Below are 25,951 nucleotides of genomic sequence, written 5' to 3' on the forward strand. Positions count from 1 at the left end.
ACCGCGCAGCGCCTCGACGACTCCGTCGGGGCGCTGCGTCGTGCCGCCCCCGGCCCCTACTTGCGGTCGAAGTCGAAGGCCTTCAGCAGCTCGACGACAGCCTTCTCCCGCTCCTCGCCGCCCTCCTCGAACATGTGGGTGACGTGCGTCTGCAGATGGTTCTCCAGGAGCAGGCGGTTGAGTGACTCCAGGGAGCGCTGGATGGCGCGGGACTGCGTGATGATGTCCATGCAGTAGTCCTCGTTCTCGATCATCCGCGCGACTCCGCGCATCTGTCCTTCGAGGATGCTCGTGCGGTGCAGAGCACGCTTCTTGATGTCTTCGATCACCCCTCGAGGGTACTCCCCCCAGGGGGTATACGGCTGTCTGACCGCCGAGACAGCGCACGCTCTGCGCACAGCGCTGCCGGCGCGGTGGCGTGAAAGGATGACGTCATGCCGCGAACACCGATGACGCAGCTCTCGCCCGCCGACCAGGAGCGCCTCCGCGCGCTCCGACGCATGAAGGCCGTCGCCCTCGGCGCCCTGGTGTTCATGGCCGTCGTGTTCGTGTTCGCCTTCGCGTTCCAGCAGCGCATCGAGGGACTCGCCTATGTGCGCGCGGCAGCCGAAGGCGGCATGGTGGGTGCGCTCGCGGACTGGTTCGCGGTGACCGCGCTCTTCCGACGCCCGCTCGGGCTCCCCATCCCGCACACCGCGATCATCCCCAACCGCAAGGACGAGATCGGCCGCTCGCTCGGCGAGTTCGTGGAGACGAACTTCCTCGCCGCCGACGTGGTGCGCACCAAGCTGTCGACCACGAAGATCGCTCTGCGCGCCGGCGAGTGGCTGCGTGAGGCCCCGCATGCGGAGCGGGTCGGCGCCGAAGGAGCGACGATAGCCACGGCCGTGCTCAACGCGCTGAGCGACGACGACGTGCGAGACCTGATCACGGACCTCGCCCGCGAGCATCTGGTCGATCCCGAATGGGGTCCGCCCGCCGGAGCCTGGCTCGAGAAGATCGTGGAGGCCGATGCCCATCACGGCGCTGTCGACCTCGCCGCCGACAGCATCTCGCGCTGGCTCGACGCGAACGCCGAATCGTTCAGCGGTCTGGTCTCCCGGCGCCTGCCGGGGTGGGTGCCGAAGCTGGCTCACCGCTTCGTGGACGACACGGTGTATCACGAGGCGGTCAAGTTCGTGCACGCGGTGCAGGCCGACCCCCGCCACCCGGCACGCCTCGCCGTCGACGGCTACCTCGCTCGTCTGGCCGACAGCCTGCAGAACGACCCGGCGACGCGGGCGAAGCTCGAGAACGCCAAGGCATCGCTGTTCGACAGCCCCCGCGTCGGCGCTCTGGCCGCTGAGGCGTGGAACACCGCGAAGAACGGCCTGCTCGCTGCCCTCGCCGATCCCGAGAGCGGCCTCCGACGCCGCGCCGTGCAAGCCCTGCAGGAGGTCGGCGAGCGCCTCACGACCGACACCGCGCTGCAGAACCGTGTCGACACGTGGGTGTCGGACGCCGCAGTCTTCCTCGTCGACCGCTACCGGCACGACATCGCCTCGATCATCACCGATACCGTCGAACGCTGGGACCCGGCGGAGACGACGGAGAAGATCGAGCTCATGGTCGGCCGCGACCTGCAGTACATCCGCTTGAACGGCACGTTCGTCGGCGCCCTGGCCGGTCTCGTCATCTTCTCCATCGCGCACGCCCTGATCCCCGGAGTCTGACCATGCCCTCGCCCTCCCGACCGCTGAGCCACGATCCCCTCTGGCCCCGAGCCGGGTCCTGGCCCGCTTTCGATGGCGCTGCCGACGCCGTGCTCGTCGGGGTGCCGACCTGGCGCACCTCGCTCTCCCCGACCGGTGCGCACGCGACGCCCGCGGCGATCCGCGCAGCGCTCCCCCGCTACGGCACCGCCCTGATGGGACCGCCGGCGCTCGAACTCGACGAGGTGCTGCGCATCGCCGACGCCGGCGACATCGCCGATCCTGACGGCTCCGCCGGTGAGGCCAGGGTCATCTCCCGCGTGCGCGAGCTCAGCTCCACCACCGGGCTGGTGGTCGCGCTCGGCGGCGACAACTCGCTGACATATCCCGTGGCGCTCGGCGCCGAAGCGACGGGACTGATCACCTTCGACGCTCACTTCGACCTGCGCGACGGCATCTCGAACGGCACTCCCGTGCGGCGCCTCGTGGAAGACGTCCCCGCCGCATCGCCGCTGGATACCTCGCGCATCGACCCGACCAAGATCGTGCAGATCGGCATCGCCGACTTCGCGAACTCCGCCGCCTACGCCCGACGCGCAGCCGAGTGGGGCATCCGCGTCATCACCCTCGACGAGCTCCGCCGCCGCGGAATCGACGATGTCGTCGCGGAGGCCGTGGACATCGCGGGCGCCGGTTCCGGAGCCGATTCGCGCATCCATCTCGACATCGACGTCGACGTCTGCGACCGGTCCGTCGCGCCGGGCTGCCCGGCGAGCGTGCCCGGCGGTCTGCAGGCGTGGGAGCTGCGCGCCCTCAGCAGGGCCGTCGCGACGGATCGACGTGTCGTGAGCGCCGACCTGGCCGAAGTCGACGCCACCGCCGACGCCGACGATGCCCGCACCGTCCGCCTGGCGGCACTGTGCGTGCTGGAGCTGCTCGCCGGACTCGCCGCACGCACATGAGGATCGTGGTGTCGGGGACGCACGCCAGCGGCAAGAGCACGCTGATCTCCGACTTCCATGCGGCCCGCCCCGAGTACCTCGTGCTGTCCGACCCCTTCGAGGACCTCGATCTCGACGATCCCGCGAGTGAGCACAGCTTCGCGGTGCAGCTGCGCGCCACCGCCGCGCGACTCGAGGAATCGGCCGCCGCCACCACGGTGATCAGCGAGCGGGGGCCGCTCGACTTCCTCGCCTACCTGACCGCTCTGGAGGAGCTGGGCCGCAGTGACGGCGCGCTCCTCGCCCGCGCCACAGAGATCGTGGAGGCGTCGATGGCCGCCATCGACCTCGTCGCGATCGTGCCTCTGGACGGAAGCCGGCCGATCCACGTCACCGGCGACGAGGACCCGGCTCTGCGCGTCGCGATGGACGAAGCGCTGGTGGGACTCGTCGATGACCTCGAGCGCGCAGGCTCCGTCCCGCGCGTGGTCACGATCGTCGGCGGCCCCGAGGAGCGGCTCCGCCTGCTGGTCGAGGCGAGCCAGGGCTGACCGGCACCTCCCCTCGCAACTCGAGGGCGCTCACTCGGATACCGGAACGAAGAACAGGCCGGCGAGCTTGCCGTCGGCGCTCCACGAACTCCGACATGTCACAGCCCCGGCCTCGAACTCCAGTCGGGTCTCGGCGACGACGTACTCTCCGGCCACCACGGCGGTCTCAGCGCCGAAATCCTCCCACTGACCGGACGAGGCCGTGAGGTCCGCCCATGCGGCCGGGAACCAGAACGGCCGATGGGACATGATCTCTCATGTCCCATCGGCCGTCTTCACGGTGGACCTAAGGGGATTCGAACCCCTGACCTCCTCGATGCGAACGAGGCGCGCTACCAACTGCGCCATAGGCCCGTGAACAGGTTCTACGCTATCACGACGAGAGGACCGCTCGCGTCGCAGATCGTCATCCTGCGGCCCGACGCGAGAGCATTTCGCGCACGTGGGCCTCGATCTCTGCGTCGTCGACGAACCCCATCCGCGCGTACGGCGACGACGCGGCCGGCAGTGCCACGGGCGGCTCCGGTGCCATCTGCTCCGCGCGCTCGCGCAGTGCGGCGACCCGCGCGGCCTTGCGGCGCGCTTCCTGGGCGTCCAGCTGAGCCTGCGCGGCCTGCGCGCGGGACCCCGCCACGGATGCCATCGGCTCCGGTAGCGGACGCGGCGTCCACGTCGCTCGGCCCTGGTCGTGAAGCTCGGGGGCCACGCGCGGAGCAGCAGGGGTGGCGACGACGTGTGCAGCACGCGCGGCACGGTTCGCGACCGCGGCCATGCGCTGCAGAGCGACACCGGCGACGACGACCACCGCGCCACCGACCCAGATCAGCGCAGATCCGCCGACAGCCAGCAGCTGCCACACGCCCAGCCCGGCGACGACGAGCCCGGCCAGCAGACTGCTGGTCGCGAGGATACGCACACGTCTGCGAGCGCGCGCCCGGCGGATCACGGGGTCGGCCCTGGTCGCCGCGAGTTCCTGCCGCAGAGCCTCGAGTGCGGCGGCCTCCCGCTCCGACTGCACCCTCTTCGCCAGCTTCTGCTGAGCGAGCGCGGTGCGGGCGTTCAGCTCGACCCGGACCTCCCCCGGCGTCTCGCTCGTCTCGGCGAGCACGCGCAGGGCCTGGTTCAATCGCACGGCGTTGCGTTCGGCGGCGTTGTACTGGAATCGTCCTCGCCATGACGGCAGCAGATAGAGCATCCACAAGAGCACGGCGACGAGCACGATCACTCCTCCGCTCAGCACCGGCCCGTCCATACCGACAACGCTAAGGGCTGGGAGCGGACAGTGCCGTGCAGACGGGCGCGTGTCGCGGCGTGTTCGTCCGGATCCGCTGTCCGGACGGGTGTTTCAGGACGAGATGCGGTCGGCCGGCGGCACCGTTGCGGCGTCGGGAGGCACCTGGCCACTGAGCCACCGCGCCAGCACACCCTGCGGCACGTCTTCCGTGGTGAGGGCGAATGCGTAGTGGTCGCGCCAGTCCCCGTCGATGTGGATGTAGCGCCGCCGCAATCCCTCGTACCGGAACCCGAGCTTCTGGACGATGCGCAGGCTCGCGGCGTTCTCCGGACGGATGCAGATCTCCATGCGGTGTAGCCCGTACTCGGTGAAGCACGCATCGGTGGCCATCGCGACCGCGGTCGGGGTGATCCCGCGACCTGCGAACCGCTCGCTCACCCAGTACCCGATCGTGGCAGAGCACAGCGACCCCCGAGAGACTCCCCAGACGTTGAGCTGCCCCGCGATCTCGCCGTCGTACTCCATGACGAAGGGGTAGCCGGAGCCGTCACGGTACTGCTGCAGCAGGCGTCGGATGCTGAGCCTCATATCGAAGGACACCGATCCGTACGGGACGGTCGCCTCCCACGGCTGAAGCCATGACCTGTTGGCGAGCAGCTCGTGCTGCAGAGGCCGCGCATCCTTCGTTCGGACGAGCCGCAGCTCTATCGGGCCGTGTCGCATTCCCGTCGCCAGATCCATGCCGCACCGACGCCCGCGAAGCCGCCTAGAGGCGTTCCGCGAACTCCTTGAGCCAGGGGCGCAGCTCCGAACCGAGGTCGTCGCGGTCTGCCGCGAGCTGGACGATCGCCTTGATGTAGTCGACGCGGTCGCCCGTGTCGTAGCGGCGACCACCGAAGACGACTCCGACGACGCCGGGACCATCAGGGTCGGCCGCCATCACCTGCAGTGCGTCGGTGAGCTGGATCTCGCCGCCCTTGCCCGGCTCGGTGTGCTCGAGGATCTCGAAGACCGAGGCCGGGAGGACGTAGCGTCCGATGATGGCCAGGTTGGAGGGGGCGTCCTCCTGTGCCGGCTTCTCGACGAGACCGGTGACCCGAACCGCGTCCGACCCTTCGAGGGGTTCGACTGCAGCGGCGCCGTACATGTGGATGTTCGCGGGGTCGACTTCCATGAGTGCGATCACGGCAGCGCCGGAGCGCTCGTGCTCGGCGATCATCTCGGTGAGCAGCGGATCGCGCTCGTCGATCAGGTCGTCACCAAGCAGCACGGCGAAAGAACTGTCGCCGACGTGGGTGCGCGCACGCAGCACTGCATGCCCCAGACCCTTCGGCTCCCCCTGACGGACGAAGTGGATGTCGGCGAGGTCGCTCGACTTCATCACGCGCTCGAGGCGACCGGTGTCGCCCTTCTCCATGAGCTTCACCTCGAGCTCGGGGACCGAGTCGAAGTGGTTGGAGATCGCGTTCTTGTTGCGCCCGATGATGACGAGGATGTCGTCGATCCCGGCGTCAGCCGCCTCTTCGACGACGTACTGGATGGCCGGCTTGTCGACGACCGGGAGCATCTCCTTCGGCATCGCCTTCGTGGCGGGCAGGAATCGTGTCCCCAGTCCGGCGGCGGGGATGACTGCTTTGATCTTGTGGTTGCCCATCCTCTCAGCCTAGTGGTGAGCGTCGACGTAGACTCGGAGCCATGTCGAACGACGTCGAACACGCCAAGCGCGCACTCCGCGCCGAGCTCCGCGAACGTCGCCAGCTCCTCTCCGATACACAACGCGAGACGGCGGCCACCGCCATCGGCGAACGCCTCGATGCCCTCGTCGACGAACTGGGCGCCCGATCCATCTCCTGCTTCCTCTCCACCACGACGGAGCCGGGCACCCGTGACTTCGTGACCAGGGCCGTGCGCCGCGGCATCCGGGTGCTCCTCCCGGTCACCCGCGCCGACGGGCTGCTGGACTGGGCTGTCGCCACGGACGACGACGAGGTCGCCGAGGGCCTCTTCGGCCTGCCCGAGCCCACGGGAGAGGTGCTGGGCCCCATCGCCGTGAACGACGTCGACCTGATGATCGTCCCTGCCGCCGCGGTGGACCACTCCGGCATGCGCATGGGTTGGGGTCGCGGGTACTTCGACAAGACGATCGGCTCGATGGAGAAGTGCCCTCCCGTCTACGCGGTCATCTATGATTCCGAGGTACTCGACGAACTTCCGCGAGAGGTCCACGACCAGCCGGTGAACGGCGTCGTGACCCCGTCGCAGACCCTCACCCTGTCGCCGCGGCGACGCTGATCCCAAGGACCCCGATGCCCACCTACGCCTATGCCTGCACCGCGTGCGGTCACACCTTCGACGCCGTGCAGAGCTTCGCCGACGACGCTCTCACCGTGTGCCCCGAGTGCGGTGGCGCGCTGCGCAAGCAGTACGGATCGATCGGTGTGACCTTCAACGGCTCCGGCTTCTATCGCACGGACTCGCGCGCCAAATCCGGTGGATCGAAGGATGGTTCGGCATCATCGAAGACGGAATCGACGACGAGCGCCAAACCGGCGGCTGCGTCGACTCCGGCCTCTTCCTGAGGTATCGATCTGTTGGGGGATCCCATGCTCAAAGGTTTCAAGGACTTCCTGCTCCGCGGCAACGTCATCGATCTGGCCGTCGCGGTCGTCATCGGCACCGCGTTCACCGCGATCGTCACGGCCGTCGTCAACAGCATCATCAACCCGCTCATCGCGCTCTTCCTCAAGGCGGACGCGGCCGGACAGTTCGGGATCCAGGTTCCGAACATCTACGGCGAGACGGTGACCTTCCCGATCGGCGATTTGATCTCGGCGATCATCAGCTTCCTCGCCGTCGCCGTCGTCGTGTACTTCGTGTTCGTGCTGCCGATGAACACGTTCAAGGCTCATGTCGAGGCCCGCAAGGGCACGCCCGCGGAGGAGCCGGAGGAGGAGCCGGCCGCCGCGACCGAGTCCGAGCTGCTCGTCGAGATCCGCGATCTGCTCAAGGCGCAGCGCGGGGCCTGACAGCCGAGACCCATCGAGACGCACGGTCCCTCTTCGGAGGGACCGTGCGTTTTCCGTTCCCGGCTCCGGCAGGAAGAGCGTCGTCAGTAGTGGGGCGGGACGTCCTGGAGCAGCTGATCGTCGTTCGGCCCCTTGGCGCCCTTCGGTCGGTTCCGCGCCGGCGGAGTCTCTCCGGGCCCCGATTCCGGTTCCGGGTCGCTCCCCGGCACCGGAGTGAGACGCACACGACGGGACCCGGCGACGCGTTCCACGTGCTGGCGCGGATCCGCGGAGCCCGGGCGCTCAGTCATTCTGGGTGTCGACCGTGTCGATCGGCTGCGTGTCGTTCTCCGCGCGCGGGGCGGAATCCGAGATGCCGAGCACCGCGGCGATCCGGGTCGCCACGGTCACGGGGTCGCTGTAGAGGTCGAACGCGTGCACGCGCACGTAGTGCCAGCCCAGGCGGCGCAGCACGTGCGGGCGCAGACGCAGGGTCTCACGCAGGGACTCGCCTCGCGTCTCGGGATCCGACTCGATCACGACGGCCTTGCCGCCGTGCTGCGCGACCAGCGGGAGCAGCCCGCGGTAGTCGACGTCCACCGAGGCGCCGAGACGCCGCAGCTCCCGGGCAAGCGCCAGGGTGAGCGGGTCGGCGAGATCCTCCAGCCGCGCATCCCGGCTCCGCGTGGCCAGGCCGCCGAGGATCGACATCAAGGTCGCGGCCCCGTGCTCCAGGCGCCCATCGTCGAACGAGGAGGGACGGATCGACGAGACGAGGACCATCGAACGGCGCGCTCTCGTCATCCCGACCGTGAGCAGTCGCTCGCCGTCCGGTGTGGAGAGGTCGCCGAAGTCGCTGAGGACGCGGCCGTGCTTGGTGAGGCCGAAGCCGAGCGAGAAGATCACCCGATCGCGGCTCTCCGCGACCGACTCCTCGAGCGTCAGCACCGCGAACGGTTCGACCGTGTCTCGGCCGACGAAGTCCGCGACATCGGATCGCCCGGCGAACGCCGAGGTGACGGCGGCACGCACGCGCTCGGCGTGGCGGGCGCTCGCCGTGACCACCATGAGGGATTCCGACGGGCGGTGCACCGCGTGCTCGACCACGAGGGTCACGACCCTGGCGACCTCGGCATCCGGGCTCTCGACCGCACCCGAGATCGGGTCGGGTGTTCCCGTACCGCCCTCGACGTAGTCGACCGTCAGGCTGCCGCGGCCGAGGTAAGAACCAGCCCAGGGAAGGGAGACGATCTCGCCGCCGTAGAAGGCGTCGTTGATGAGCTCCGCGAGATCCTCGCCACCCGCACGGTAGCTGCGGGTGAGGGTCATCACGGGCAGGAGCTCGGACAGCCGCTCGAAGGCCGAGACGTCATCGAAGGGCACCTCGGCCTCCCACGACTCCTCCGGATCGACCGCGATGCGGAACGGGGTGGGGCGTTGCGTGACCGGATCGCCGAACGCGACGATCTGGCGCGCACGACGGATGGCCGGGGCGGCTTCTGCGAGGTTGATCGCTGCGGCGTCGACGAGGATCACGGTGTCGAACTCGACTGAGTCGGGGATCTCGGGCACCAGGTACGGCGAGGAGATCCAGGCCGGCGCGAGCACGTCGACGAGGGTGGGCGCAGCGCTGACCACCTGCGCGGTGGTCGTCGCGGACTGCGTCAGAGCCTGGCGCAGGTGCTGCGACTGCTGGGGCTCGTCGACGATCGCGATGCGCCACTGATTGGCCAGCTGCCATGCGAGCAGCGGTCCGGCCATGGCGGCATGCGCCTCATCGACCAGGCGGAAGTCGCGCTCGAGCCGATCGACGACCGCGGTGTTCGCCCCGAGGAGGGCGCGGTTGTCCTGCAGGGCGCGCTCGAGGAGGGACTGCCACCAGGCGAACTCGAGCTCCTCCCCCACCTGGGACTCCGAGACGTGGCGGACGGAGAGCTCGGTGAGAAGCGGCTCCAACCCGAGGAGAGCGAGTCGGTCACGCAGCTGGGCACGCTCGACCAGGTTCTCGAAGACGTCGGATTTGGCAGCGAGGCCGGCGAGGGTGCGAACGAGCCGCGCCACCGGCAGCGATGCCAACGGCTCGCGGCGTCCGAGTGCGGTGTCGAGTTCGGCGAGTTCAGCTTCCACACGCTGCCAGGCCGCGTGGACGTCGGCGAGACCGAGCGGGATCTCCGGAGCGACGCCGGCGTCGACGAAGCGCTGCCATTGGGTGCGCTGTGCCTGGATCCGCAGCAGAGCCTCATGCATCTCCGTGACATGCACACCCGGACGGACGTACTCCTTCGCGAGCCGACGGAGTCTCCGCCTGTTCGCCCCGGACAGGCCGGGAGCGTCGCGGCGCGAACCGTGTGCCTGGATGAGCTCACCCAGAGGACGCTCGAAGACCGTGGGACTGAACCGGTCGAGCGAATCGCGGATCCCCTGCAGCAGCCGCAGATACTCGCCGAGCTCGTCGATGGTCGCGAACGGACGCATGTGCGTCTGCGCGATCAGCTCGTATCCGCGCTCGAGCAGGGTGGGCACGCTCTGCGAGTGCAGTCGACCGGCCAACTCGTGGGCCGCTCGCGCGGCTTCGGTGCTGGAGAAGGTGACCCCGTACCAGGGCGAGTCGTTCGGGCCGAAGCGGAACTCACCGAGACGGGCGGCCTGCGCGAGAGCCTCCGCAGCCTCGCTGCGGTCGGCGGCGAGGCGACGAAGCGCGTCGGGCCCGAGACGCGCGGTGGTCGACGGTGGAACAGGGAGCGACGCCAAACGCGTCAGCTGGCGGGTGGCGTCGAGGACCGAGGCGCCCAACCCGGCGATCGGCGCGCTGAGCGCCTGGCGGTAGTCGCGCAGGACGGTGCGCAGGCGCACGAGCGCATCGTCGACCTCGCCGACCTTCGGCGCCGTGGCCTTCTCGTTGCGCCCGATGGCCCTGACCAGGTCGCGCCGCACGTTCGCCGGCGAGACCGCGAGGCTGTCCAGTCCGATCCCGGCGAGACGATGGCGGACGCCGTCGAGGGTCGAGCGACGCGCGGACACGACGAGGACGCGCTTCCCTCCGCGCACGAGTTCCCCGAGCGCGTTGATCACGGTCTGCGTGCCGCCGGTCCCCGGAAGGGTCGCGACGGTCAGCGAGTGCCCCGCGGCGATGCGGGCGAGCACCGCCTCCTGCTCGGCGTCGGCGTCGAGGAGGAGATTGTCGGAGGCAGGAGCACGGTCGTCCGGGCCGATGTGGTGCGGGATCGCCCGTGGGGCGGTCACGCGCTCGCGGTCGCCCACGTGTCCGGCGAGCGCGTTCAGCACCTGATGGTCGAGGCTGCCGCCGTCGCGGGACATCACCCCGGACACGTCGGCGAACGTCGAGACGACCAGGCGCGGCTCGACCGAGAAGGTGTCGATCGATCGCGTGATCGCGCGCAGGTTGTCGATCACCGGCTGCGGCTTGAAGATCCCGCCGTCGTAGGCGAGGGCTGCGAGAGCTGTCGCATCGATCGTGAGACCGAAATGGTCGCGGGCGATCCGCACGAGTTCCGGATTCACCTCGAAGGTGCCCTGCAGCTTCAGCTCGAAGTCGGAGTGGTGGCGGCGGATCGCCAGCGGGCGCAACAGCACGGGGGCGGCGAACCCCGCTCCCCCGATGCGCCATCGGGCAACGCCGACGGCGAGGTGCACGGCCTCGATGCCGCGCACGGTGCGCAACTCGGTGTTCTTGGCTGTGATGCGCTCCGCGGCGAGTCTCGCCGTGCGCAGGCCGACCTCATCGCGGAAGAGGTTCGAGAGCAGCGTCGACTTGCCGGTGATGAACTGCGGCAGGCTGCCGGGGTGCGCCTTGGAGATGTCGATCCCCGACTCGGGGCTGTCGCGGAAGCTCACCAGTGGTGAGGGGCCGCCGAGATCCGCGGCCTCCGCCCTCAGACGAGTGCGCTCCGACTCCGCTGCGTGCGCGATGTCGATGCCGGCTGTGGACCCGTGCAGGTCGCTGATCGACACAGCAGGATCCACCGCTGTGTCGTCCGCAGACTTTCCTTCACGTCGCCACACAATGACACCCTAGGCGCGCGACATGCCGAGGTGGGGTATCCCGGGCGGGTTTCCGCCGAATTTCCGCGATGCGAGGCGCCGCCCACTTCTCCTGCCCGGCGTCCGCGCCGATGAGGTTCTCCACTCGGAGCGGCAACAGCGGCGTCCGCTGTCCGGTCCAGCGGTCAGGATGGGGGCATGACCTTCCGCTACGACTTCGCGCCGACTCCCTTCGGCGATGCTCTCGCGGTGTTCTCCGACGAGGGCATCGTGCGGTTCGATCTCTCCGAGTCCGAAGACCCGCGCGTGCCCTGGCTGCTCGAGGGCGTGTCGCGCCAGCTGAGATCGGTGCCGGAGCCCGACCCCGGCGCCGCCGACGAGCTCGCCCATCTGCTCGCCGACTACTTCGACGGCGAGCAGGTGCGCTTCGACGAGCACATCCGCCTCGACTGGCGACTCGTCGACGGGTTCGCTCTGACCGCTCTGCGGACGATCTGCGACATCGAGTGGGGCGAGACGATGAGCTACGGAGAGGTCGCGGTCCTCGCCGGACACCCCGGTGCCGCGCGCGCAGTCGGCACAGCGTGCCGCATCACACCGTTCTCGATCATCGTGCCGGTGCACCGCGTCGTGCGGTCGGACGGAAGCGCGGGCCAATACGGAGCGCACCCTGAGCGCAAGACGTTCCTGCTCGACCTCGAAGCGAGCTGAGCCGTCGGCAGGCGGTGTCGTGGATCATCGATGTCGGAGTTCCGGAGAACACCGGCGAGAGGACGATGAGGAGAATCGCCGAACCCAGCCCGCCGTACATGCTCCACACGGCGCCGCGGGTGGTGAATCGGCGCCAGAACAGCGAGTACAGGATGGTGGGCAGGTTCGCCGAGGCGGCCACGGCGAAAGCCAGCGCCACCAGGAATGCGATGTTCTGCCCCTGCGCGCCGATCCCGCCGACGATCGCCAGGATGCCGATCACGATGACCGTGCGGCGGGCGACGCGCACCTCTCCGTTGGGGTCGGGTTCGATCGGCTTGCCCTCCGAGTCCTTGCGCCCCTTCTGGATGACGTTCGCGTAGATGTCATGTGCGAACGACGCAGCGGCGGTGATCGTGAGTCCCGCGACGACCGCGAGGATCGTCGCGAATGCCACAGCCGAGATGAACCCGAGCAGCACCGGTCCGCCGAGCTGGAGCGCCAGCAGCGGGGCAGCGGAGTTCACACCCCCTGGGGCGGCGGCGATGACGTCCGCTCCGACCAGGGCGCCGGCGCCGTACCCGAGCACGAGGGTGAGCAGGTAGAACCCTCCGATGAGCCAGATGGCCCAGACGACCGAGCGACGGGCCTCCTTGGCGGTCGGAACCGTGTAGAAGCGCATCAGGACGTGCGGCAATCCCGCAGTGCCCAGCACGAGCGCCAGACCGAGAGAGAGGAAGTCCCACGGGTTGGCTCCGTACTGCAGACCGGGCGCCAGGATCGCGTCTCCCTTGTCGGAGTTCGCCACCGCGGCCTCGAGCAGCGTGTTCAGACTGAATCCGTTGATCGCGAGCACCCACACGGTCATCCCCAGGGCACCGCCGATGAGGAGGAAGGCCTTGACGATCTGCACCCAGGTCGTCCCCTTCATGCCGCCGATCAGCACGTAGACGATCATGAGGATGCCCACGACCGCGATCACCACCGACTGCCCGACCCGACCGTCGATGCCGAGCAACAGGGACACCAGACCGCCGGCACCCGCCATCTGCGCCAGCAGGTAGAAGAAGCACACGGCGAGCGTCGTGATGGCGGCCGCCATCCGCACAGGCCGCTGCTGCAGCCGGAACGAGAGCACGTCCGCCATGGTGAACTTGCCGGTGTTCCGCATCAGCTCGGCGACCAGGAGCAGGGCCACGAGCCACGCCACGAGGAAGCCGATGGAGTAGAGGAATCCGTCGTACCCGTTGATCGCGATCGCACCGCAGATCCCGAGGAATGATGCGGCGGACAGGTAGTCGCCCGCGATCGCGAACCCGTTCTGCGGCCCGGTGAACGAGCGGCCGGCTGCGTAGTAGTCGGCAGCGGTCTTGTTGTTGCGGCTTGCTCTGATCACGATGAACAGCGTCACCGCCACGAACGCCAGGAAGATCGAGATGTTGAAGACCGGATTGATCTCGAGGGCAGCAGGTGCGGCCGCACGCACGCCGCTCATGCCGCGCCCTGCGCTTTCTCGAGTTCCTCGCGGATCTGCGCCGCGAGCGGATCGAGCTTGCGATTCGCGAAGGAGACGTAGGCCATCGTGATCGCGAAGGTGGTGACGAACTGGCCCAGGCCCAAGAGGAGCCCGATCGTGATGTCGCCCCACACCCGCTGTCCCATGAACTCCGGAGCGAAGGCGGCCAGGAGGACGTAGACGAAGTACCAGAGGAGGAAGAAGGCCGCCATCGGGAAGATGAACGATCTCTGCGTGCGTTTCAAGGTCAGGAATCTCGGGGATCGTTCGACCGCTGTGTAGTCGATCTCACCGTTCGGATCCGCGTGCGTCTGGTCGCTCATGGGGCCTCCTTGCCACATGTCCGGTGCTCGCACGAGCCACCTCGTGCGAATGGTAGGGTCGACGCTACGAAACGGGGCATTGCGTCGTCACCCCCGAAAGTAGGTAGTCGTGAACTCACCCGTCACCCGCGAATCCGAGGCGGATCTCGTCGCGAACGCGGTGCGGGAACTCGCACGGCGCACACGCTTCCCGGTTGCTTTCGGCGGCCTCATCGAAGAAGGCGTGGTGAGCGTCACCAGCATCGTCGGCGCGCGCACCCGCTCGCTGGACGGCCTCCGCGTGCGTCCGGAACGCGGCCTCGGCGGTCGAGCGATGATGGAGCTCCGACCCCGCATGACGAGTGACTACGGGTCGTCCCAGCAGATCACCCACGACTACGACGTCTTCGTGCTCGGAGAAGGCCTGCGCACGCTCCTCGCCCTTCCCATCGTCGTCCAGGGACGGTCCCGCGGGGTGCTCTACGCCGGCGGGTGGGACGAGGAGCGGGTCGGCGGGGTGACCACCGCCCCCGCCATGCAGGTCGCCCGATCCGTCGCCGATGAACTGCGCATCCGCGACGAGGTGCAACGACGACTCCAGGAGACCGCACTCAACGAGGACGTGGTCGCCCCGGCGCAACGCGAGGAACTGCGGCAGAGCTTCGCGGAACTCCGCAGCATCGCGGCCTCCGTCGAGGACGAAGATCTCCGCACCAGGATCGCGCACGTCGAGCGGCGCCTGCTGACCCTGGCCGGGGATGGTGCGGCTCCGGCCACGGGACCGATCCCCGCGATCCATCTCTCTCCGCGCGAGACCGACGTGCTCGCATGCGCCGCACTCGGCGCGACCAACGCTGAGATCGCGTCGCAGCTCGGGCTGCGAGAAGGCACCATCAAGGCATATCTGGGAACGGCGATGTCCAAATTGGATGCGTCGACGCGCCACGCCGCCGTCGCGAGAGCCCGGCGAATCGGACTTCTTCCCTGACCAAAGGGAATGGAATAATCGCACGGCCTTTGCGGGATGAATGCGATCGAGCATTTCGAGTTGTCGCATTTCCCTCAGGGGAGTAAAGTCGCCCCCATGGCGAGACGAATTGTGCACCAGCTGGTCGACGACATCGATGGCAGCGTTCTGGAGGTCGGCGAAGGCGAGACTGTGCATTTCTCGCTCAACGGCACCGCTTATGAGATCGACCTGAACACCGAGCACGCCGAAGAATTGCGAAAGGCGCTGGAGCCCTACGTGGCGGCCGGACGCAAGGCGGGATCGTCTTCGAGCGCCTCACGCACGTCGTCCACACGCAAGCGTCCCGCGCGGAATCCCGAGGTCGCGGCGATCCGCGCATGGGCGAATGACAATGGCCACAAGCTCTCCGAGCGCGGACGCATTCCTGCGCACGTCGTCGACGCGTACAACGCGGCGCACTGACCTCATTCCAGAGTTCTTGGGCACCCCTTTACGGGGTGATCATTACGCGCCCTCCTGCAGCCAGGGCTCGTCTCGAAGCGTGATCTCCTCGGTCATATCCGTGAGGAAGCGGATCACGACTTCCCTTTCGGCCGGCGTCAGGCGAGCGGCGGAATAGAACCGCTTCGCCTGCTGCCGCCCCACCGTCTCCATCGCCGCATGCCGAGTCTCCGGGGTGATGGATATCTGCAACGCCCTGCGGTCGGTCGGGTGCGGAGCGCGGGTGATATGCCCTCCCTGCTCGAGGCGGTCGAGAAGTTTCGTGGTCGCCGCCGTGGAGACGCCGAGGTGATGGGCGATGCCTCCCGGAGTGGCCACGAGGTTCCGGTTCGCGCACACGATCAGATAGTGCAGCGCGCGCATATCGGTCTCGTTGAGACGCATGTAACGGCGTGAGGCCTGCGAGAGGGTCTGTTCCGCTTCGCGCAGCCCTGCCAGAGATTCCATGACCTGCGCGATCTGCTTCAGCTCTTCGGGCGGCACACCTGTGCGGTCGATCAGCACGCTGCGCGGGTCGCTGGCCTCGACATCGTAGATCGCGGTGTGGATGAGCCCGTCCGGCGCCTCTCCCGTCGACCTCTCCCCCGCTTCCGGCACGGGGGACGACTCCTGCGCGCCCGCGTTCGGGGTGGTGCCGGGCTCCGAGTCCATGCGATCATGTTACACACCAACAGTTTCATGCTAAGTTGACTACTCACCAAGTTAGCTAAATCGGAAACGCTCGAGGCGAAGGAGATGCCGTGGATGACGTGACCCTCCTCGCAGAAGACGGGACTGCCGTCGGAACGCTCCCCAAGAGCGAAGTCCACACCAGCGACACTCCCCTGCATCTGGCGTTCTCCTGCTACGTCTTCGACCGTGACGGTCGCCTGCTCCTCACCCGCAGAGCGCTCACGAAGAAGACGTGGCCTGGTGTCTGGACGAACAGCTTCTGCGGCCACCCCCGACCGGACGAGGCCATGGTCGATGCGGTGCTTCGCCACGGCCGCGGGGAACTCGGCATCAAGGTGTCCGACATCCGCACCGCGCTGCCCGACTACCGGTACCGCGCCGTTGATGCGAGCGGGATCGTCGAGAACGAGATCTGCCCCGTGCACGTCGCCGTCCTCGACGCCGACCCCACGGCGAATCCTGATGAGGTGTCCGAGTGGACGTGGGTCGACGTGGACCCGCTGATCGAGGCCGTCGCACATGCCCCCTTCGCCTTCAGCCCCTGGTTGGTCGAGCAGCTGCCCCTGTTGCGTCAACGCGGCGAGGTGTGACCGATGAGCGCGACGACCACCGAGGAATCGCTGAGCACACGGATCGAGGAGGCACTGCGCCACCGGTTCTCCGAGAGAAGCACAGCCGCCGAGCGTTACGGGAGCGAGTTCGTCGCCCTGTGGCGGGCGGCCGAAGAACACGCGCTCGGGGGGAAACTGATCCGGCCCCGACTGCTCCTCGACCTCACGCATGCGCTGGCGCCCTCCCCCCTGACGATCGCCGAGACGCACTCCGCGATCGATGTGGCGGCCCACGTCGAGCTTCTCCACTACGCCTTCCTCCTCCACGACGACGTGATCGACGGTGATCTCACGCGGCGGAGAAGACCCAATCTGATCGGAGCGCTCGCGGCATCTCGCCCCGCAGGACCGACCGAGACCTCCCTGCACTGGGCGCGTTCGAGCGCGATCCTCCTCGGGGATCTGCTCCTGTCGTCGGCAGTGCTGGGCTTCGCGCGCGCCGAGGTCGCCGCAGAGTCTCGAGAGCGCCTGCTGGGCCTGCTCGAAGAGACGATCTTCGAGACCGTGGCAGGGGAGCACGCCGACGTCGCACTCAGTGACGGCATCATCGCTCCCGATCTGCGCACGATCCTCTCCACGAGCGCATACAAGACCTCGACCTACTCCTTCGTCCTGCCCCTGCGCGCCGCTGCAGTGCTCGCCGGTTCATCGACCGCTGCCGAGGAGCACCTCACGGCGATCGGATGGAACCTCGGACTCGCCTATCAGCTGCAGGACGACCTCCTGTCGGTGTTCGGCGACCCCGAGGAGCACGGCAAGGACCCCTTCTCCGATCTGCGAGAGGGCAAGGAGACGGCAATCATCGCGTACGCGCGGATGACGAGCGAATGGGAAGGTATCGAGCTGCACTTCGGGCGGACCGACCTCAGCCCGGCGGACGGCGCGGCTGCTCGCGACCGACTTCGCGCATGCGGCTCCGAGACCTTCGTCGAGGGCTTGGTGCAGGAGCATCTCGATGCCGCAGATGCCGCGCTCCTCGACGCGGAATCCGCGGGCCTGCTCCCCGCCACGGCGGCAGAGGCCATTCGGAGCCTCGCTTCCCGAGTCGGGGGTCGCCGCCGATGAGCACGACCCCATCCGGCCACCGCGACGAGACCGCACTCCGACGTTTCAACCGCACGGCGGAGATCGCCACGACCGACGTCATCCGCACGTACTCGACATCGTTCGGGCTGGCCAGCCGCCTGCTCGGGAAGCGCCATCGGCAGCACGTCCGCAACATCTACGCGATGGTCCGCATCGCCGACGAGATCGTCGACGGAGTGGCTGCGGAGGCCGGCCTGGACGTCACCGCACAATCAGCCGCCCTCGATTCGTACATCGCGGAGACTCATCGATCGATGCGCAGCGGCTACAGCAGCGACCTGATCCTGCATGCGTTCGCACGCACGGCGCGGGAGTGCGCGATCGGCGAGGACCTGACCCAACCGTTCTTCGACTCGATGCGTGCGGACATCGACGCGGACTCCGGTTTCGCCGCGTATGACATCGACGCCCATGCGGCCTACGTCTACGGCTCCGCTGAGGTCGTCGGGCTCATGTGTCTGCAGGTGTTCCTCCGAGACGCCGAGCGCACACCGGAAGAACGAGAGATCCTGCGGCACGGGGCACGACAGCTCGGCGCCGCGTTCCAGAACGTGAACTTCCTGCGCGACCTCGCGGACGACACGGATCGCCTGCACCGCGGTTACCTCGGCGGGAGCGCGCGTCTCACCGACGCCGACCGGGATGCGTGGGTAGAGACCGTGTTCGGGCAGCTGGCCGACGCGCGCGACGCGATCCCGCTGCTGCCCAAGGACGCGCGCGCCGCCGTTCGCAGTGCCCTGGCGCTGTTCGCCGCGCTCACTCGGCGGGTGTCCACGACTCCCGCCGACGTCCTCTACCGGCGTCGGGTGCGCGTTCCCGATCCGATCAAGGCCGCCCTCGCGGCTCGATCCGTCCTCGTCACGGCGCTGGAGCGCGACCGATGAGCCGGGTGGTCGTCATCGGCGCCGGTGTGGCCGGTCTCGCCACGGCAGGACTGCTCGCACGGGACGGACACGACGTGGTCGTGCTCGAGAAGAACGATCGTGTCGGCGGCCGAGCAGGGACGATCGAACGCGACGGGTTCCGTTTCGACTCCGGCCCATCGTGGTACCTGATGCCCGAAGTCTTCGATCACTTCTTCGAGATGATGGGCACCACCACCTCGGAGCAGCTCGACCTGGTCAGGCTCGACCCGGGCTACCGCGTTTTCCGAGCCCCCGGAGCGGCGGACGCCTCCCCGGCAGCGGTGACCGTGCCCGCAGGACGGGAGGAGGTCACACGGCTGTTCGAAGCGCTCGAACCCGGCTCAACGGCAGCGCTCGACACATACCTCGACTCCGCGCAGGATGCCGGAGCGATGGCCCGGAAGTACTTCCTCTACAACCCGTTCACGCGCATGCGGTCGCTCCTCGCGCCGGAGGTGGTCCGCGCGCTGCCCCGGCTGGGCGCCCTGCTCGGAACACGCCTGCAGTCCTTCGCCGCGCGGCGCTTCGACCACCCGGTCGTGCGCCAGATCCTGGGCTACCCCGCGGTGTTCCTCGGAACCGATCCCCGAAGCGCTCCCGCGATGTACCACCTCATGAGTGCGCTCGACCTCGATCAGGGCGTCAGCTACCCTCAGGGCGGATTCTGGCGCGTGATCGAACGGATCGAGGTGCTCGCACGCGACGCGGGAGCTCGGATCGTGACCGAGGCGCAGGTGACCGGGATACGAACGCAGGACGGCGCCGACGGCACGCGCGTGACCGGCGTCGGCTGGCTCGACGAGTCCGGTGCCTCGCACATCGAGAGCGCCGACGTGGTGGTCTCAGCGGCCGACCTGCACCACACCGAGACCGCCCTGCTACCTGCCTCGCTGCAGACCTATCCGGAATCGTGGTGGGCGCGACGCACCAGCGGACCCGGCGGGATCCTCGTGATGCTGGGCGTGCGCGGCGCACTGCCCGAGCTTCCCCACCACTCGCTGTTCTTCACCGACGACTGGGACGCGAACTTCGACGCGATCTTCGGCTCCAGCCCGACAGTGCCGGACCCGGCATCGATCTACGTCTGCCGGCCGAGCGCGACCGACCCCGACGTCGCTCCCGCCGACCATGAGAACCTGTTCGTCCTGATCCCGGTGCCCGCCGACGTCGATCTCGGCCACGGTGGGGCCGACGGACACGGATCCCCTGCGATCGAAAGTGCGGCCGATGCGGCGATCGATCAAGTGGCGACCTGGGCGGGCATCCCGGACCTGCGGGAGCGGATAGTCGTGCGGGAGACGACGGGGCCCGCGGACTTCCGCGACGACTATCATTCCTGGCGCGGCGGGATGCTGGGCCCGGCCCACATCCTCTCGCAGAGCGCGATGTTCCGCGCCCAGAACGCATCCAAGCGCGTGCAGGGCCTGTTCTATGCGGGAGCCACGACGGCACCGGGCGTGGGGGTTCCGATGTGTCTGATCAGCGCGGAGGTCGTCCTCAAACGCATCCGGGGCGACCACTCGCCGGGGCCGCTCCCCGTTCCCGCACACTCCCCCGTCGGGACGGAGGCGTCCTGATGGGTGCGGTGTATCTGGCGGCCCTCCTGGTGTCGCTGGGCTGCATGCTGCTGCTGGACTGGCGGTTCCGGCTCTTCTTCTGGCGCGACGCGGTCTCCGCTGCCGTCGTGACGGCGCTCGGACTCGTGTTCTTCCTCGTCTGGGATGTGGCCGGGATCGCGAACGGGATCTTCTTCCGCGGCGACGGAGCGATCGCGACGGGGCTGGTGCTCGCTCCCGAGCTGCCCATCGAGGAACCCGTCTTCCTGCTGTTCCTGGTCGTCTGCACCATGATCATCTACACCGGGGCGACGCGTGTCCTCGCCCGACGGCGTGCACGCGCAAGGGCGCAGAGGGAGGGAAGATGACCTACCTCCAACTCTCCGCCTGGTTCGTCGCCGGTGCCGCCGTTGCAGGCGCGGCGCTCGTGCTCGCGTCCCGCGGTCGCGGACCACGCCCCGCGTCCGTGCTGCTGACCATCCTCGTGCTCTTCCTCCTCACCGCGGCTTTCGACACCGCGATGATCGCGAGCGGGCTGTTCCACTACGCCCAGGATCCCCTGCTCGGAGTGCACGTCGGGCTCGCGCCGATCGAGGACTTCGCCTACCCGCTGGCGGGCGCTCTGCTCCTTCCGGCGGCGTGGACGGCGATGCGCGCCCTTCGGCGATCCCGCGGACGGACACCGACACACGAGGAGGAAAGACGTTGAGCGGAGCCACCGCACCGTCGAACGGCATCGCACGGGACATCGCCCAGATCGTGCTGTCGTCGCGCCCCATCAGCTGGATCAACACGGCTTTCCCGTTCGCGGCCGCCTACCTCCTCAGCACGCGAGACATCGACCTCACGCTCGTGCTCGGCACGCTGTACTTCCTCGTCCCCTACAACCTCGCGATGTACGGGATCAACGACGTGTTCGACTACGCCTCCGATCTGGCGAACCCGCGCAAGGGAGGCATCGAGGGAGCGCTGCTCGCACCCCGCATCCATCGAGCGACCCTGTGGGCGGCTGCGGCGACGAACATCCCCTTCCTCGTCTACCTCGTGATCGTCGGGAACCCGGCCTCGACGGCCTGGCTCGCGGTGAGCGTCTTCGCGGTCATCGCGTACTCCGCGCCGTTCCTCCGGTTCAAGGAGCGTCCGTTCCTCGATTCCGTCACCTCCAGCACGCATTTCGTCAGTCCCGCGATCGTCGGCCTCGCCCTGGCCGGAGCGTCGGCGACGACCGGAACCGTCATCACGCTCGGTGCGTTCTTCCTCTGGGGGATGGCCGCCCACGCGTTCGGCGCCGTGCAGGACATCGGCCCCGATCGGGAGGGCGGCATCTCGTCGATCGCCACAGTCATCGGTGCACGGGCGACCGTACGCCTGTCGCTCGTGCTGTGGGTGATCGCAGGCACGGCCATGCTGTGGACTCCGTGGCCCGGTCCGCTCGCCGCCGTCCTCGCGCTGCCCTACGTGCTGAATGCCGCACCGTGGTGGAACGTGACGGACGAGAGCTCCGCCTCCACGAACCGCGCCTGGCGACGCTTCATCGCCCTCAACTACTTCGCCGGCTTCCTCGCGACGATGATCCTCATCCTCGCCTGGATCTCCTGACCGCCCATTCCGAAGCACCCCGAAAGGACCCCGATGTCCCGCCCCGACACCGCGCAGACCCCGCCGCCGAGAGAGCGCACTCGACGACACTCCTGGGTGCGCGTCCTCCTCCCCGTCGCCCTGATCCTCGTATGGCTGGTGGGCGCGTCACTGGGTGGACCGCTGTTCGGCAAGGTCGACGAGGTGTCGTCCAATGAGCAGACGACGTATCTCCCGGAATCGGCGGATGCGACGCAGGTGCAGAAGCTCCTCGGCGAGTTCAGCGACAGCGACTCGATCCCGGCGATCGCCGTGTTCACCGCCGACGACGAGCTGACCTCGTCCGAGCTCGAGGCCATCTCCGCCGCCGTCGCGGATGCGCCGACGGTCGAGGGCGTCGGTGACGACGTCTCCCCCGCGCTCCCCTCCGACGACGGACGCGCGGTGCAGGCGTTCATCCCGATCGACTCCGACGCCGAGCTCGCGGATGTGACGACTGCCCTGGGAGACGAACTGCGCGCCGCCGTGCCCGAAGGGGTCACGGTCTACATCACGGGACCCGCCGGTTTCAGCGCCGACCTGGTGGCCGGTTTCGCCGGTATCGACGGGCTCCTGCTCGGTGTCGCGCTCCTCGCCGTCCTCGTGATCCTGGTGCTGGTCTACCGGTCGTTCCTCCTCCCCCTCGTGGTCCTGTCCACCAGCTTGTTCGCGCTCTGCGTCGCACTGCTGGTGGTCTGGTGGCTTGCGAAGTTCGAGGTACTGCTCCTCAGCGGCCAGACCCAGGGGATCCTGTTCATCCTCGTGATCGGCGCCGCCACCGACTACGCCCTGCTGTTCGTCGCTCGCTTCCGAGAGGAACTGCGCGTCGCACAGGACAAGGGCACCGCGTTGATGGCGGCGTGGAAGGGTTCGGTCGAGCCGATCGTCGCCTCGGGCGGCACCGTGATCGCCGGCCTGCTGTGCCTGCTGCTCAGCGACCTCAAGTCCAACAGCACTCTGGGACCGGTCGCGGCGATCGGCATCGTGTTCGCGATGCTCTCGGCACTGACGCTGCTGCCGTCGCTGCTGCTGCTCTTCGGTCGCGCCGTGTTCTGGCCGCGACGCCCACGCTTCGAACCCGAGGTGGTGGCCGCTGAGCACGGCATGCGCACCACGGGCCTGTGGGCGCGGCTCGCCGGCCTCATCAAGCGCTGCCCTCGGGTGATCTGGATCGTGACGACGCTCGTGCTGCTCGCCGGGGCGGCGGGAATCACGCAGCTCGACGCCGAAGGCGTACCGCAGTCGGACCTGGTGCTCGGCGCCTCCGAAGCGCGCGACGGCCAGGTGGCCCTGGGCGAGCACTTCCCCGGCGGATCCGGAAGCCCCGTGTACGTCGTCGTGAAGGAAGATCAGCTCCAGGATGCGGCCGACGTGCTCCTCGCCAACGACGGCGTCGACGGCGTCACGGTCACCGCGGCCGATTCCCCGAGTGGTTCGGCACCCGTGACGGAAGACGGCATCACGGCCGTCGGCCCTCCCGGCACGCCCGCCCCGGAACCGACCACCGTGAAGGGCGAGGTCCTCCTGCAGGGCACCCTGACCGATGCGGCGGATTCCGAGGCGGCGGCCTCGACCGTGCGAGAGCTCCGCAAGGACCTCGACGCCATGGATGCGCTGGTCGGCGGTGTCACGGCGACCTCGATCGACACCAACGACGCGTCGATCCACGACAGGAATCTCATCATTCCGGTCATCCTCGTCGTGATCATGCTGATCCTGATGCTGCTGCTGCGCTCGATCCTCGCGCCGGTGCTGCTGATCCTCACGACGGTGCTGTCCTTCGGCACGGCGATGGGAATCTCGGCGCTCGTCTTCAACGGGATCTTCCAGTTCCCGGGCGCCGACCCTGCCGTCCCGCTGTTCGGATTCGTCTTCCTGGTGGCGCTCGGCATCGACTACAACATCTTCCTGATGACCCGGGTCCGTGAGGAGTCGAAGGCACATGGGACGCGGGAGGGCATCCTGCGCGGACTCTCGATCACGGGTGGGGTGATCACTTCGGCGGGCCTCGTGCTCGCAGCCACCTTCGCCGCGCTGTCGGTGATTCCGATCCTGTTCCTGGTGCAGCTCGCCTTCATCGTCGCGTTCGGGGTGCTCCTCGACACGTTCGTGGTGCGCTCGCTGCTGGTCCCTGCACTGACCTACGACATCGGCAAGGCGATCTGGTGGCCTTCGAAGCTATGGCGTCGCGGAGAGGACTGAGACGCGGCGACGTGCATCCGGTCGCTTAGACTGGATGCACGCCCTCGTAGCTCAGGGGATAGAGCAGCCCTCTCCTAAAGGGCAGGTCGCAGGTTCGAATCCTGTCGCGGGCACGACGAAGAGGGGCCGCCCGAAGGGTGGCCCCTCTTCGTCGTCTCAGGCGCTCGTCATCTGGCCCCGGTCAGGCGGCAAGCGCGAGATACGGCTCCCACCGCGGGTCGCTGCGTTCCGTTCCGCGCACCGTCCAGGCGGTACCGTGCGGGGGTCGAGGGGTGAAGCGCAACTGCCAGCGCATCTCCTGAGGCGTGCGATCGCTCTTCACGTTGTTGCACCGGAGGCAGCACGCGACGAGGTTCTCCCAGGAATCCGCTCCTCCGCGCGAACGCGGCAGGATGTGGTCGATCGTGGAGGCCGACTTCCCGCAGTAGCCGCACCGGTGATCGTCACGACGGAGTACGCCGCGCCGGGTGACGGGCACGCGTCTGCTGGTGGGGACGCGCACGTAGCGCGCCAGGATGATGACCGCGGGGCGGTCATAGACGCCGTGCGAGCCCCAGACGGGGTCTTCCTCGACGCGTTCGATCACGGTGGCTTTGTCGTTCATCACGAGCACCAGGGCTCGTTTGAACGACACGATCGCCAGCGGCTCGTATCCGGCATTCAGGACCAGTGTGCGCATTCGTCATCCTCTCGATCCGCCGGGACGGCTTCCCGGCACTCTCGACTCACACGAGGTCGCGCAGGAGGCAGATCGATCGCGAGGACGAAAAAAGGCGCCGTCTAGAGACAGCGCCTTTCGCGCACGGCAACGCCGTGGCATCCCTGCGGGCTATGCAGAAGGACGTGACGACCGAGGGCATCCATGGTTCGGATGCTCGGTATTCGCTCCATCAGCCTCTCCCACCTGTACGACAACGGGATCAGGCTAACCCATCTCCCTGGGTGCAGGGCGAAACGGGAGGTGAATGGAGCGGAGCGTGTCTGGAAATCAGCCGGCGTTGACCGACAGCCACGACATGGGCTCGACGAGCCCGCCGTTGATCCAGACCTCGAAGTGGAGGTGGTTCGCGGTGGAGCGACCGGTGCTGCCGACGTAGCCGATCAGCTGTCCTGCCGACACCGACTGCCCGACCTGAACCTGACGCGAGCCGTAAAGCATGTGCCCGTAGGTGGTCTGCAGACGCTGTCCACCGACCACGCTGTCGAGCATGACCGCCACACCGTAGCCGCCGATGCTCTCGGCCGATGCGCGGACCACTCCGGCAGCAGCGGCGTAGATCGGCGTGCCGGCCGGTGCGAGCATGTCTGCACCGTTGTGTCCACCGCCGACCGTGCGGCTGACGTTCCAGGAGCCCATGGGGAGCGGATACCGCACCTCGCCCGAACCGGGCGAGGTGAGCGCGTAGCCCGCGGTGTTGAAGCGCGAGGAGGAGGTGCCGGCCGCGGAGGCGGTCGCGGCAGCAGCGGCTGCACGGGCGGCAGCAGCCTCTTCTGCCTTCTTCTTCTCGATCTCCTCGGGCGTGGTCGCGCTGAACGTGCCGCGTGCGATCGGAGCAGCAGTCGCCTGCGAGGCGACGACGAGCGACTGCGCATCGACGGCGGCGAGCTGCTGGAGGGTCGTGGGCGCTGCTTCGCTCGGCTTCGACGACGCGAACGCGGGCAGAGCGATTCCGGTGACCAGTGCACCGACCGCCCCGAAGATGGCGATGGATCGGAGAGGCTTGACAGCCTTTCGAGCACTCATCCGCGCGCCGGTGCGGCGGGCGGGTACTCGGTCTTCAGATGTCTTCTTCGCGGGCGATTCGATGTCTGCGGCCAAAACTTGGTCCTCCTGGGCCCTCACGCTGTTCGGGTCAGCGCTGGCTCGTCGGCACTCTGCTCTCGTGGCACGAATGTAGC

Annotated in this window: 29 protein-coding genes and 2 tRNA genes; 18 read left to right on the forward strand and 13 right to left on the reverse strand. The window is 68.3% G+C overall.

The features are described from left to right. Window positions 1–56: 56 nt before the first annotated feature. A complete protein-coding gene (locus AB4070_RS06500; protein ID WP_045263421.1) occupies window positions 57–329 on the reverse strand; it encodes a metal-sensitive transcriptional regulator in 273 nt (90 codons plus the stop codon). Window positions 330–434: 105 nt separating this feature from the next. Between AB4070_RS06500 and AB4070_RS06505 the strand changes: the two genes are divergently transcribed. The 3 genes from AB4070_RS06505 to AB4070_RS06515 are packed head-to-tail and all read left to right on the forward strand — an operon-like array spanning window position 435 to window position 3,183. After that, complete coding sequence (locus AB4070_RS06505; protein ID WP_441979395.1) at window positions 435–1,712, forward strand: DUF445 domain-containing protein; 1,278 nt, start codon at window positions 435–437, stop codon at window positions 1,710–1,712. A gap of 2 nt (window positions 1,713–1,714) precedes the next feature. Further along, entirely contained in the window at window positions 1,715–2,653 is a 939-nt protein-coding gene (locus tag AB4070_RS06510; RefSeq protein WP_441979396.1) for an arginase family protein, read from the forward strand. Between the two features lie 8 nt (window positions 2,654–2,661). Further along, complete coding sequence (locus AB4070_RS06515; protein WP_441979397.1) at window positions 2,662–3,183, forward strand: AAA family ATPase; 522 nt, start codon at window positions 2,662–2,664, stop codon at window positions 3,181–3,183. Between the two features lie 30 nt (window positions 3,184–3,213). Here AB4070_RS06515 and AB4070_RS06520 read toward each other — a convergent pair whose 3' ends face one another. The 5 genes from AB4070_RS06520 to galU all read right to left on the reverse strand — a co-directional run bounded on the left by AB4070_RS06520 (window position 3,214) and on the right by galU (window position 6,071). Beyond that, window positions 3,214–3,432 (reverse strand): hypothetical protein, encoded by a 219-nt coding sequence (locus tag AB4070_RS06520; RefSeq protein ID WP_441979398.1) that lies wholly within the window; start codon window positions 3,430–3,432, stop codon window positions 3,214–3,216. Between the two features lie 32 nt (window positions 3,433–3,464). Next, window positions 3,465–3,537: transfer RNA gene (locus AB4070_RS06525), tRNA-Ala, on the reverse strand. Between the two features lie 52 nt (window positions 3,538–3,589). Then, window positions 3,590–4,435, reverse strand: a complete 846-nt coding sequence (locus tag AB4070_RS06530; RefSeq protein ID WP_441979399.1) for a hypothetical protein — start codon at window positions 4,433–4,435, stop codon at window positions 3,590–3,592. Window positions 4,436–4,528: 93 nt separating this feature from the next. After that, window positions 4,529–5,140: a GNAT family N-acetyltransferase gene (locus tag AB4070_RS06535; protein WP_058631271.1), complete on the reverse strand. Its 612-nt coding sequence runs from the start codon at window positions 5,138–5,140 to the stop codon at window positions 4,529–4,531. A 43-nt stretch (window positions 5,141–5,183) separates the two neighbouring features. Then, on the reverse strand, window positions 5,184–6,071 hold the full coding sequence (galU, locus tag AB4070_RS06540; RefSeq protein ID WP_441979400.1) for a UTP--glucose-1-phosphate uridylyltransferase GalU: 888 nt from the start codon (window positions 6,069–6,071) through the stop codon (window positions 5,184–5,186). Window positions 6,072–6,112: 41 nt separating this feature from the next. Here galU and AB4070_RS06545 point away from each other — a divergent pair, with 41 nt between their 5' ends. From AB4070_RS06545 to mscL, 3 genes are read left to right on the forward strand one after another with little or no spacing between them, the layout of a single operon-like run. Beyond that, window positions 6,113–6,709, forward strand: a complete 597-nt coding sequence (locus AB4070_RS06545; RefSeq protein ID WP_441979401.1) for a 5-formyltetrahydrofolate cyclo-ligase — start codon at window positions 6,113–6,115, stop codon at window positions 6,707–6,709. Window positions 6,710–6,723: 14 nt separating this feature from the next. Then, entirely contained in the window at window positions 6,724–6,996 is a 273-nt protein-coding gene (locus AB4070_RS06550) for an FmdB family zinc ribbon protein (RefSeq protein ID WP_046749796.1), read from the forward strand. A 24-nt stretch (window positions 6,997–7,020) separates the two neighbouring features. Further along, a complete protein-coding gene (gene mscL / locus AB4070_RS06555) occupies window positions 7,021–7,443 on the forward strand; it encodes a large conductance mechanosensitive channel protein MscL (protein WP_046749797.1) in 423 nt (140 codons plus the stop codon). Window positions 7,444–7,526: 83 nt separating this feature from the next. Here the strand turns inward: mscL and AB4070_RS06560 are convergent, their stop codons facing one another. Continuing rightward, window positions 7,527–7,733 (reverse strand): hypothetical protein, encoded by a 207-nt coding sequence (locus AB4070_RS06560; protein WP_441979402.1) that lies wholly within the window; start codon window positions 7,731–7,733, stop codon window positions 7,527–7,529. Then, window positions 7,726–11,394: an AAA family ATPase gene (locus AB4070_RS06565; RefSeq protein ID WP_441979403.1), complete on the reverse strand. Its 3,669-nt coding sequence runs from the start codon at window positions 11,392–11,394 to the stop codon at window positions 7,726–7,728. The genes AB4070_RS06560 and AB4070_RS06565 overlap by 8 nt, the downstream gene beginning before the upstream one ends. A 228-nt stretch (window positions 11,395–11,622) precedes the next feature. On the opposite strand from AB4070_RS06565, the gene AB4070_RS06570 reads away from it, so the two are divergent. Then, window positions 11,623–12,135, forward strand: a complete 513-nt coding sequence (locus tag AB4070_RS06570) for a methylated-DNA--[protein]-cysteine S-methyltransferase (protein WP_441979404.1) — start codon at window positions 11,623–11,625, stop codon at window positions 12,133–12,135. Here AB4070_RS06570 and AB4070_RS06575 read toward each other — a convergent pair. Beyond that, window positions 12,032–13,609, reverse strand: a complete 1,578-nt coding sequence (locus AB4070_RS06575) for a solute symporter family protein (RefSeq protein WP_441979405.1) — start codon at window positions 13,607–13,609, stop codon at window positions 12,032–12,034. The genes AB4070_RS06570 and AB4070_RS06575 overlap by 104 nt on opposite strands. Then, the gene (locus AB4070_RS06580; protein ID WP_441979406.1) at window positions 13,606–13,953 is read right to left on the reverse strand and encodes a DUF485 domain-containing protein; all 348 of its coding nucleotides are present in this window, start codon (window positions 13,951–13,953) and stop codon (window positions 13,606–13,608) included. The genes AB4070_RS06575 and AB4070_RS06580 overlap by 4 nt, the downstream gene beginning before the upstream one ends. Window positions 13,954–14,062: 109 nt before the next feature. Between AB4070_RS06580 and AB4070_RS06585 the strand changes: the two genes are divergently transcribed. After that, window positions 14,063–14,920, forward strand: coding sequence for a LuxR C-terminal-related transcriptional regulator (locus tag AB4070_RS06585; RefSeq protein WP_441979407.1), 858 nt, complete (start codon window positions 14,063–14,065; stop codon window positions 14,918–14,920). Between the two features lie 36 nt (window positions 14,921–14,956). Continuing rightward, window positions 14,957–15,364, forward strand: coding sequence for a histone-like nucleoid-structuring protein Lsr2 (locus tag AB4070_RS06590; RefSeq protein ID WP_441979408.1), 408 nt, complete (start codon window positions 14,957–14,959; stop codon window positions 15,362–15,364). Between the two features lie 42 nt (window positions 15,365–15,406). Here the strand turns inward: AB4070_RS06590 and AB4070_RS06595 are convergent, their stop codons facing one another. Continuing rightward, window positions 15,407–16,054, reverse strand: coding sequence for a MarR family winged helix-turn-helix transcriptional regulator (locus tag AB4070_RS06595; RefSeq protein WP_441979409.1), 648 nt, complete (start codon window positions 16,052–16,054; stop codon window positions 15,407–15,409). 89 nt (window positions 16,055–16,143) lie between these two features. On the opposite strand from AB4070_RS06595, the gene idi reads away from it, so the two are divergent. The 9 genes from idi (at window position 16,144) to AB4070_RS06640 (ending at window position 24,165) form a co-directional block, all read left to right on the forward strand. Then, window positions 16,144–16,665: an isopentenyl-diphosphate Delta-isomerase gene (gene idi, locus AB4070_RS06600; protein WP_441979410.1), complete on the forward strand. Its 522-nt coding sequence runs from the start codon at window positions 16,144–16,146 to the stop codon at window positions 16,663–16,665. A 3-nt stretch (window positions 16,666–16,668) separates the two neighbouring features. Then, on the forward strand, window positions 16,669–17,751 hold the full coding sequence (locus tag AB4070_RS06605; RefSeq protein ID WP_441979411.1) for a polyprenyl synthetase family protein: 1,083 nt from the start codon (window positions 16,669–16,671) through the stop codon (window positions 17,749–17,751). Continuing rightward, the gene (locus AB4070_RS06610; RefSeq protein ID WP_441979412.1) at window positions 17,748–18,656 is read left to right on the forward strand and encodes a phytoene/squalene synthase family protein; all 909 of its coding nucleotides are present in this window, start codon (window positions 17,748–17,750) and stop codon (window positions 18,654–18,656) included. Before AB4070_RS06605 ends, AB4070_RS06610 begins: the two co-directional genes overlap by 4 nt. Further along, the gene (gene crtI / locus AB4070_RS06615; RefSeq protein WP_441979413.1) at window positions 18,653–20,254 is read left to right on the forward strand and encodes a phytoene desaturase family protein; all 1,602 of its coding nucleotides are present in this window, start codon (window positions 18,653–18,655) and stop codon (window positions 20,252–20,254) included. Before AB4070_RS06610 ends, crtI begins: the two co-directional genes overlap by 4 nt. Next, on the forward strand, window positions 20,254–20,601 hold the full coding sequence (locus AB4070_RS06620) for a lycopene cyclase domain-containing protein (protein ID WP_441979414.1): 348 nt from the start codon (window positions 20,254–20,256) through the stop codon (window positions 20,599–20,601). The genes crtI and AB4070_RS06620 overlap by 1 nt, the downstream gene beginning before the upstream one ends. Continuing rightward, complete coding sequence (locus tag AB4070_RS06625; protein WP_441979415.1) at window positions 20,598–20,942, forward strand: lycopene cyclase domain-containing protein; 345 nt, start codon at window positions 20,598–20,600, stop codon at window positions 20,940–20,942. The genes AB4070_RS06620 and AB4070_RS06625 overlap by 4 nt, the downstream gene beginning before the upstream one ends. After that, a complete protein-coding gene (locus AB4070_RS06630; RefSeq protein WP_441979416.1) occupies window positions 20,939–21,832 on the forward strand; it encodes a prenyltransferase in 894 nt (297 codons plus the stop codon). The genes AB4070_RS06625 and AB4070_RS06630 overlap by 4 nt, the downstream gene beginning before the upstream one ends. 33 nt (window positions 21,833–21,865) lie before the next feature. Beyond that, entirely contained in the window at window positions 21,866–24,052 is a 2,187-nt protein-coding gene (locus AB4070_RS06635) for an MMPL family transporter (RefSeq protein ID WP_441979417.1), read from the forward strand. 40 nt (window positions 24,053–24,092) lie between these two features. Beyond that, a tRNA-Arg gene (locus AB4070_RS06640) sits at window positions 24,093–24,165 on the forward strand. Between the two features lie 68 nt (window positions 24,166–24,233). Here the strand turns inward: AB4070_RS06640 and AB4070_RS06645 are convergent. Beyond that, window positions 24,234–24,731, reverse strand: a complete 498-nt coding sequence (locus AB4070_RS06645) for an HNH endonuclease (protein WP_045263393.1) — start codon at window positions 24,729–24,731, stop codon at window positions 24,234–24,236. 309 nt (window positions 24,732–25,040) lie between these two features. Continuing rightward, the gene (locus AB4070_RS06650; RefSeq protein WP_282847394.1) at window positions 25,041–25,796 is read right to left on the reverse strand and encodes a M23 family metallopeptidase; all 756 of its coding nucleotides are present in this window, start codon (window positions 25,794–25,796) and stop codon (window positions 25,041–25,043) included. Window positions 25,797–25,951: the final 155 nt, after the last annotated feature.

It is taken from the genome of Microbacterium sp. 2RAF4 (genome assembly GCF_052115285.1).
Taxonomy (GTDB): Bacteria; Actinomycetota; Actinomycetes; order Actinomycetales; family Microbacteriaceae; genus Microbacterium; species Microbacterium oxydans.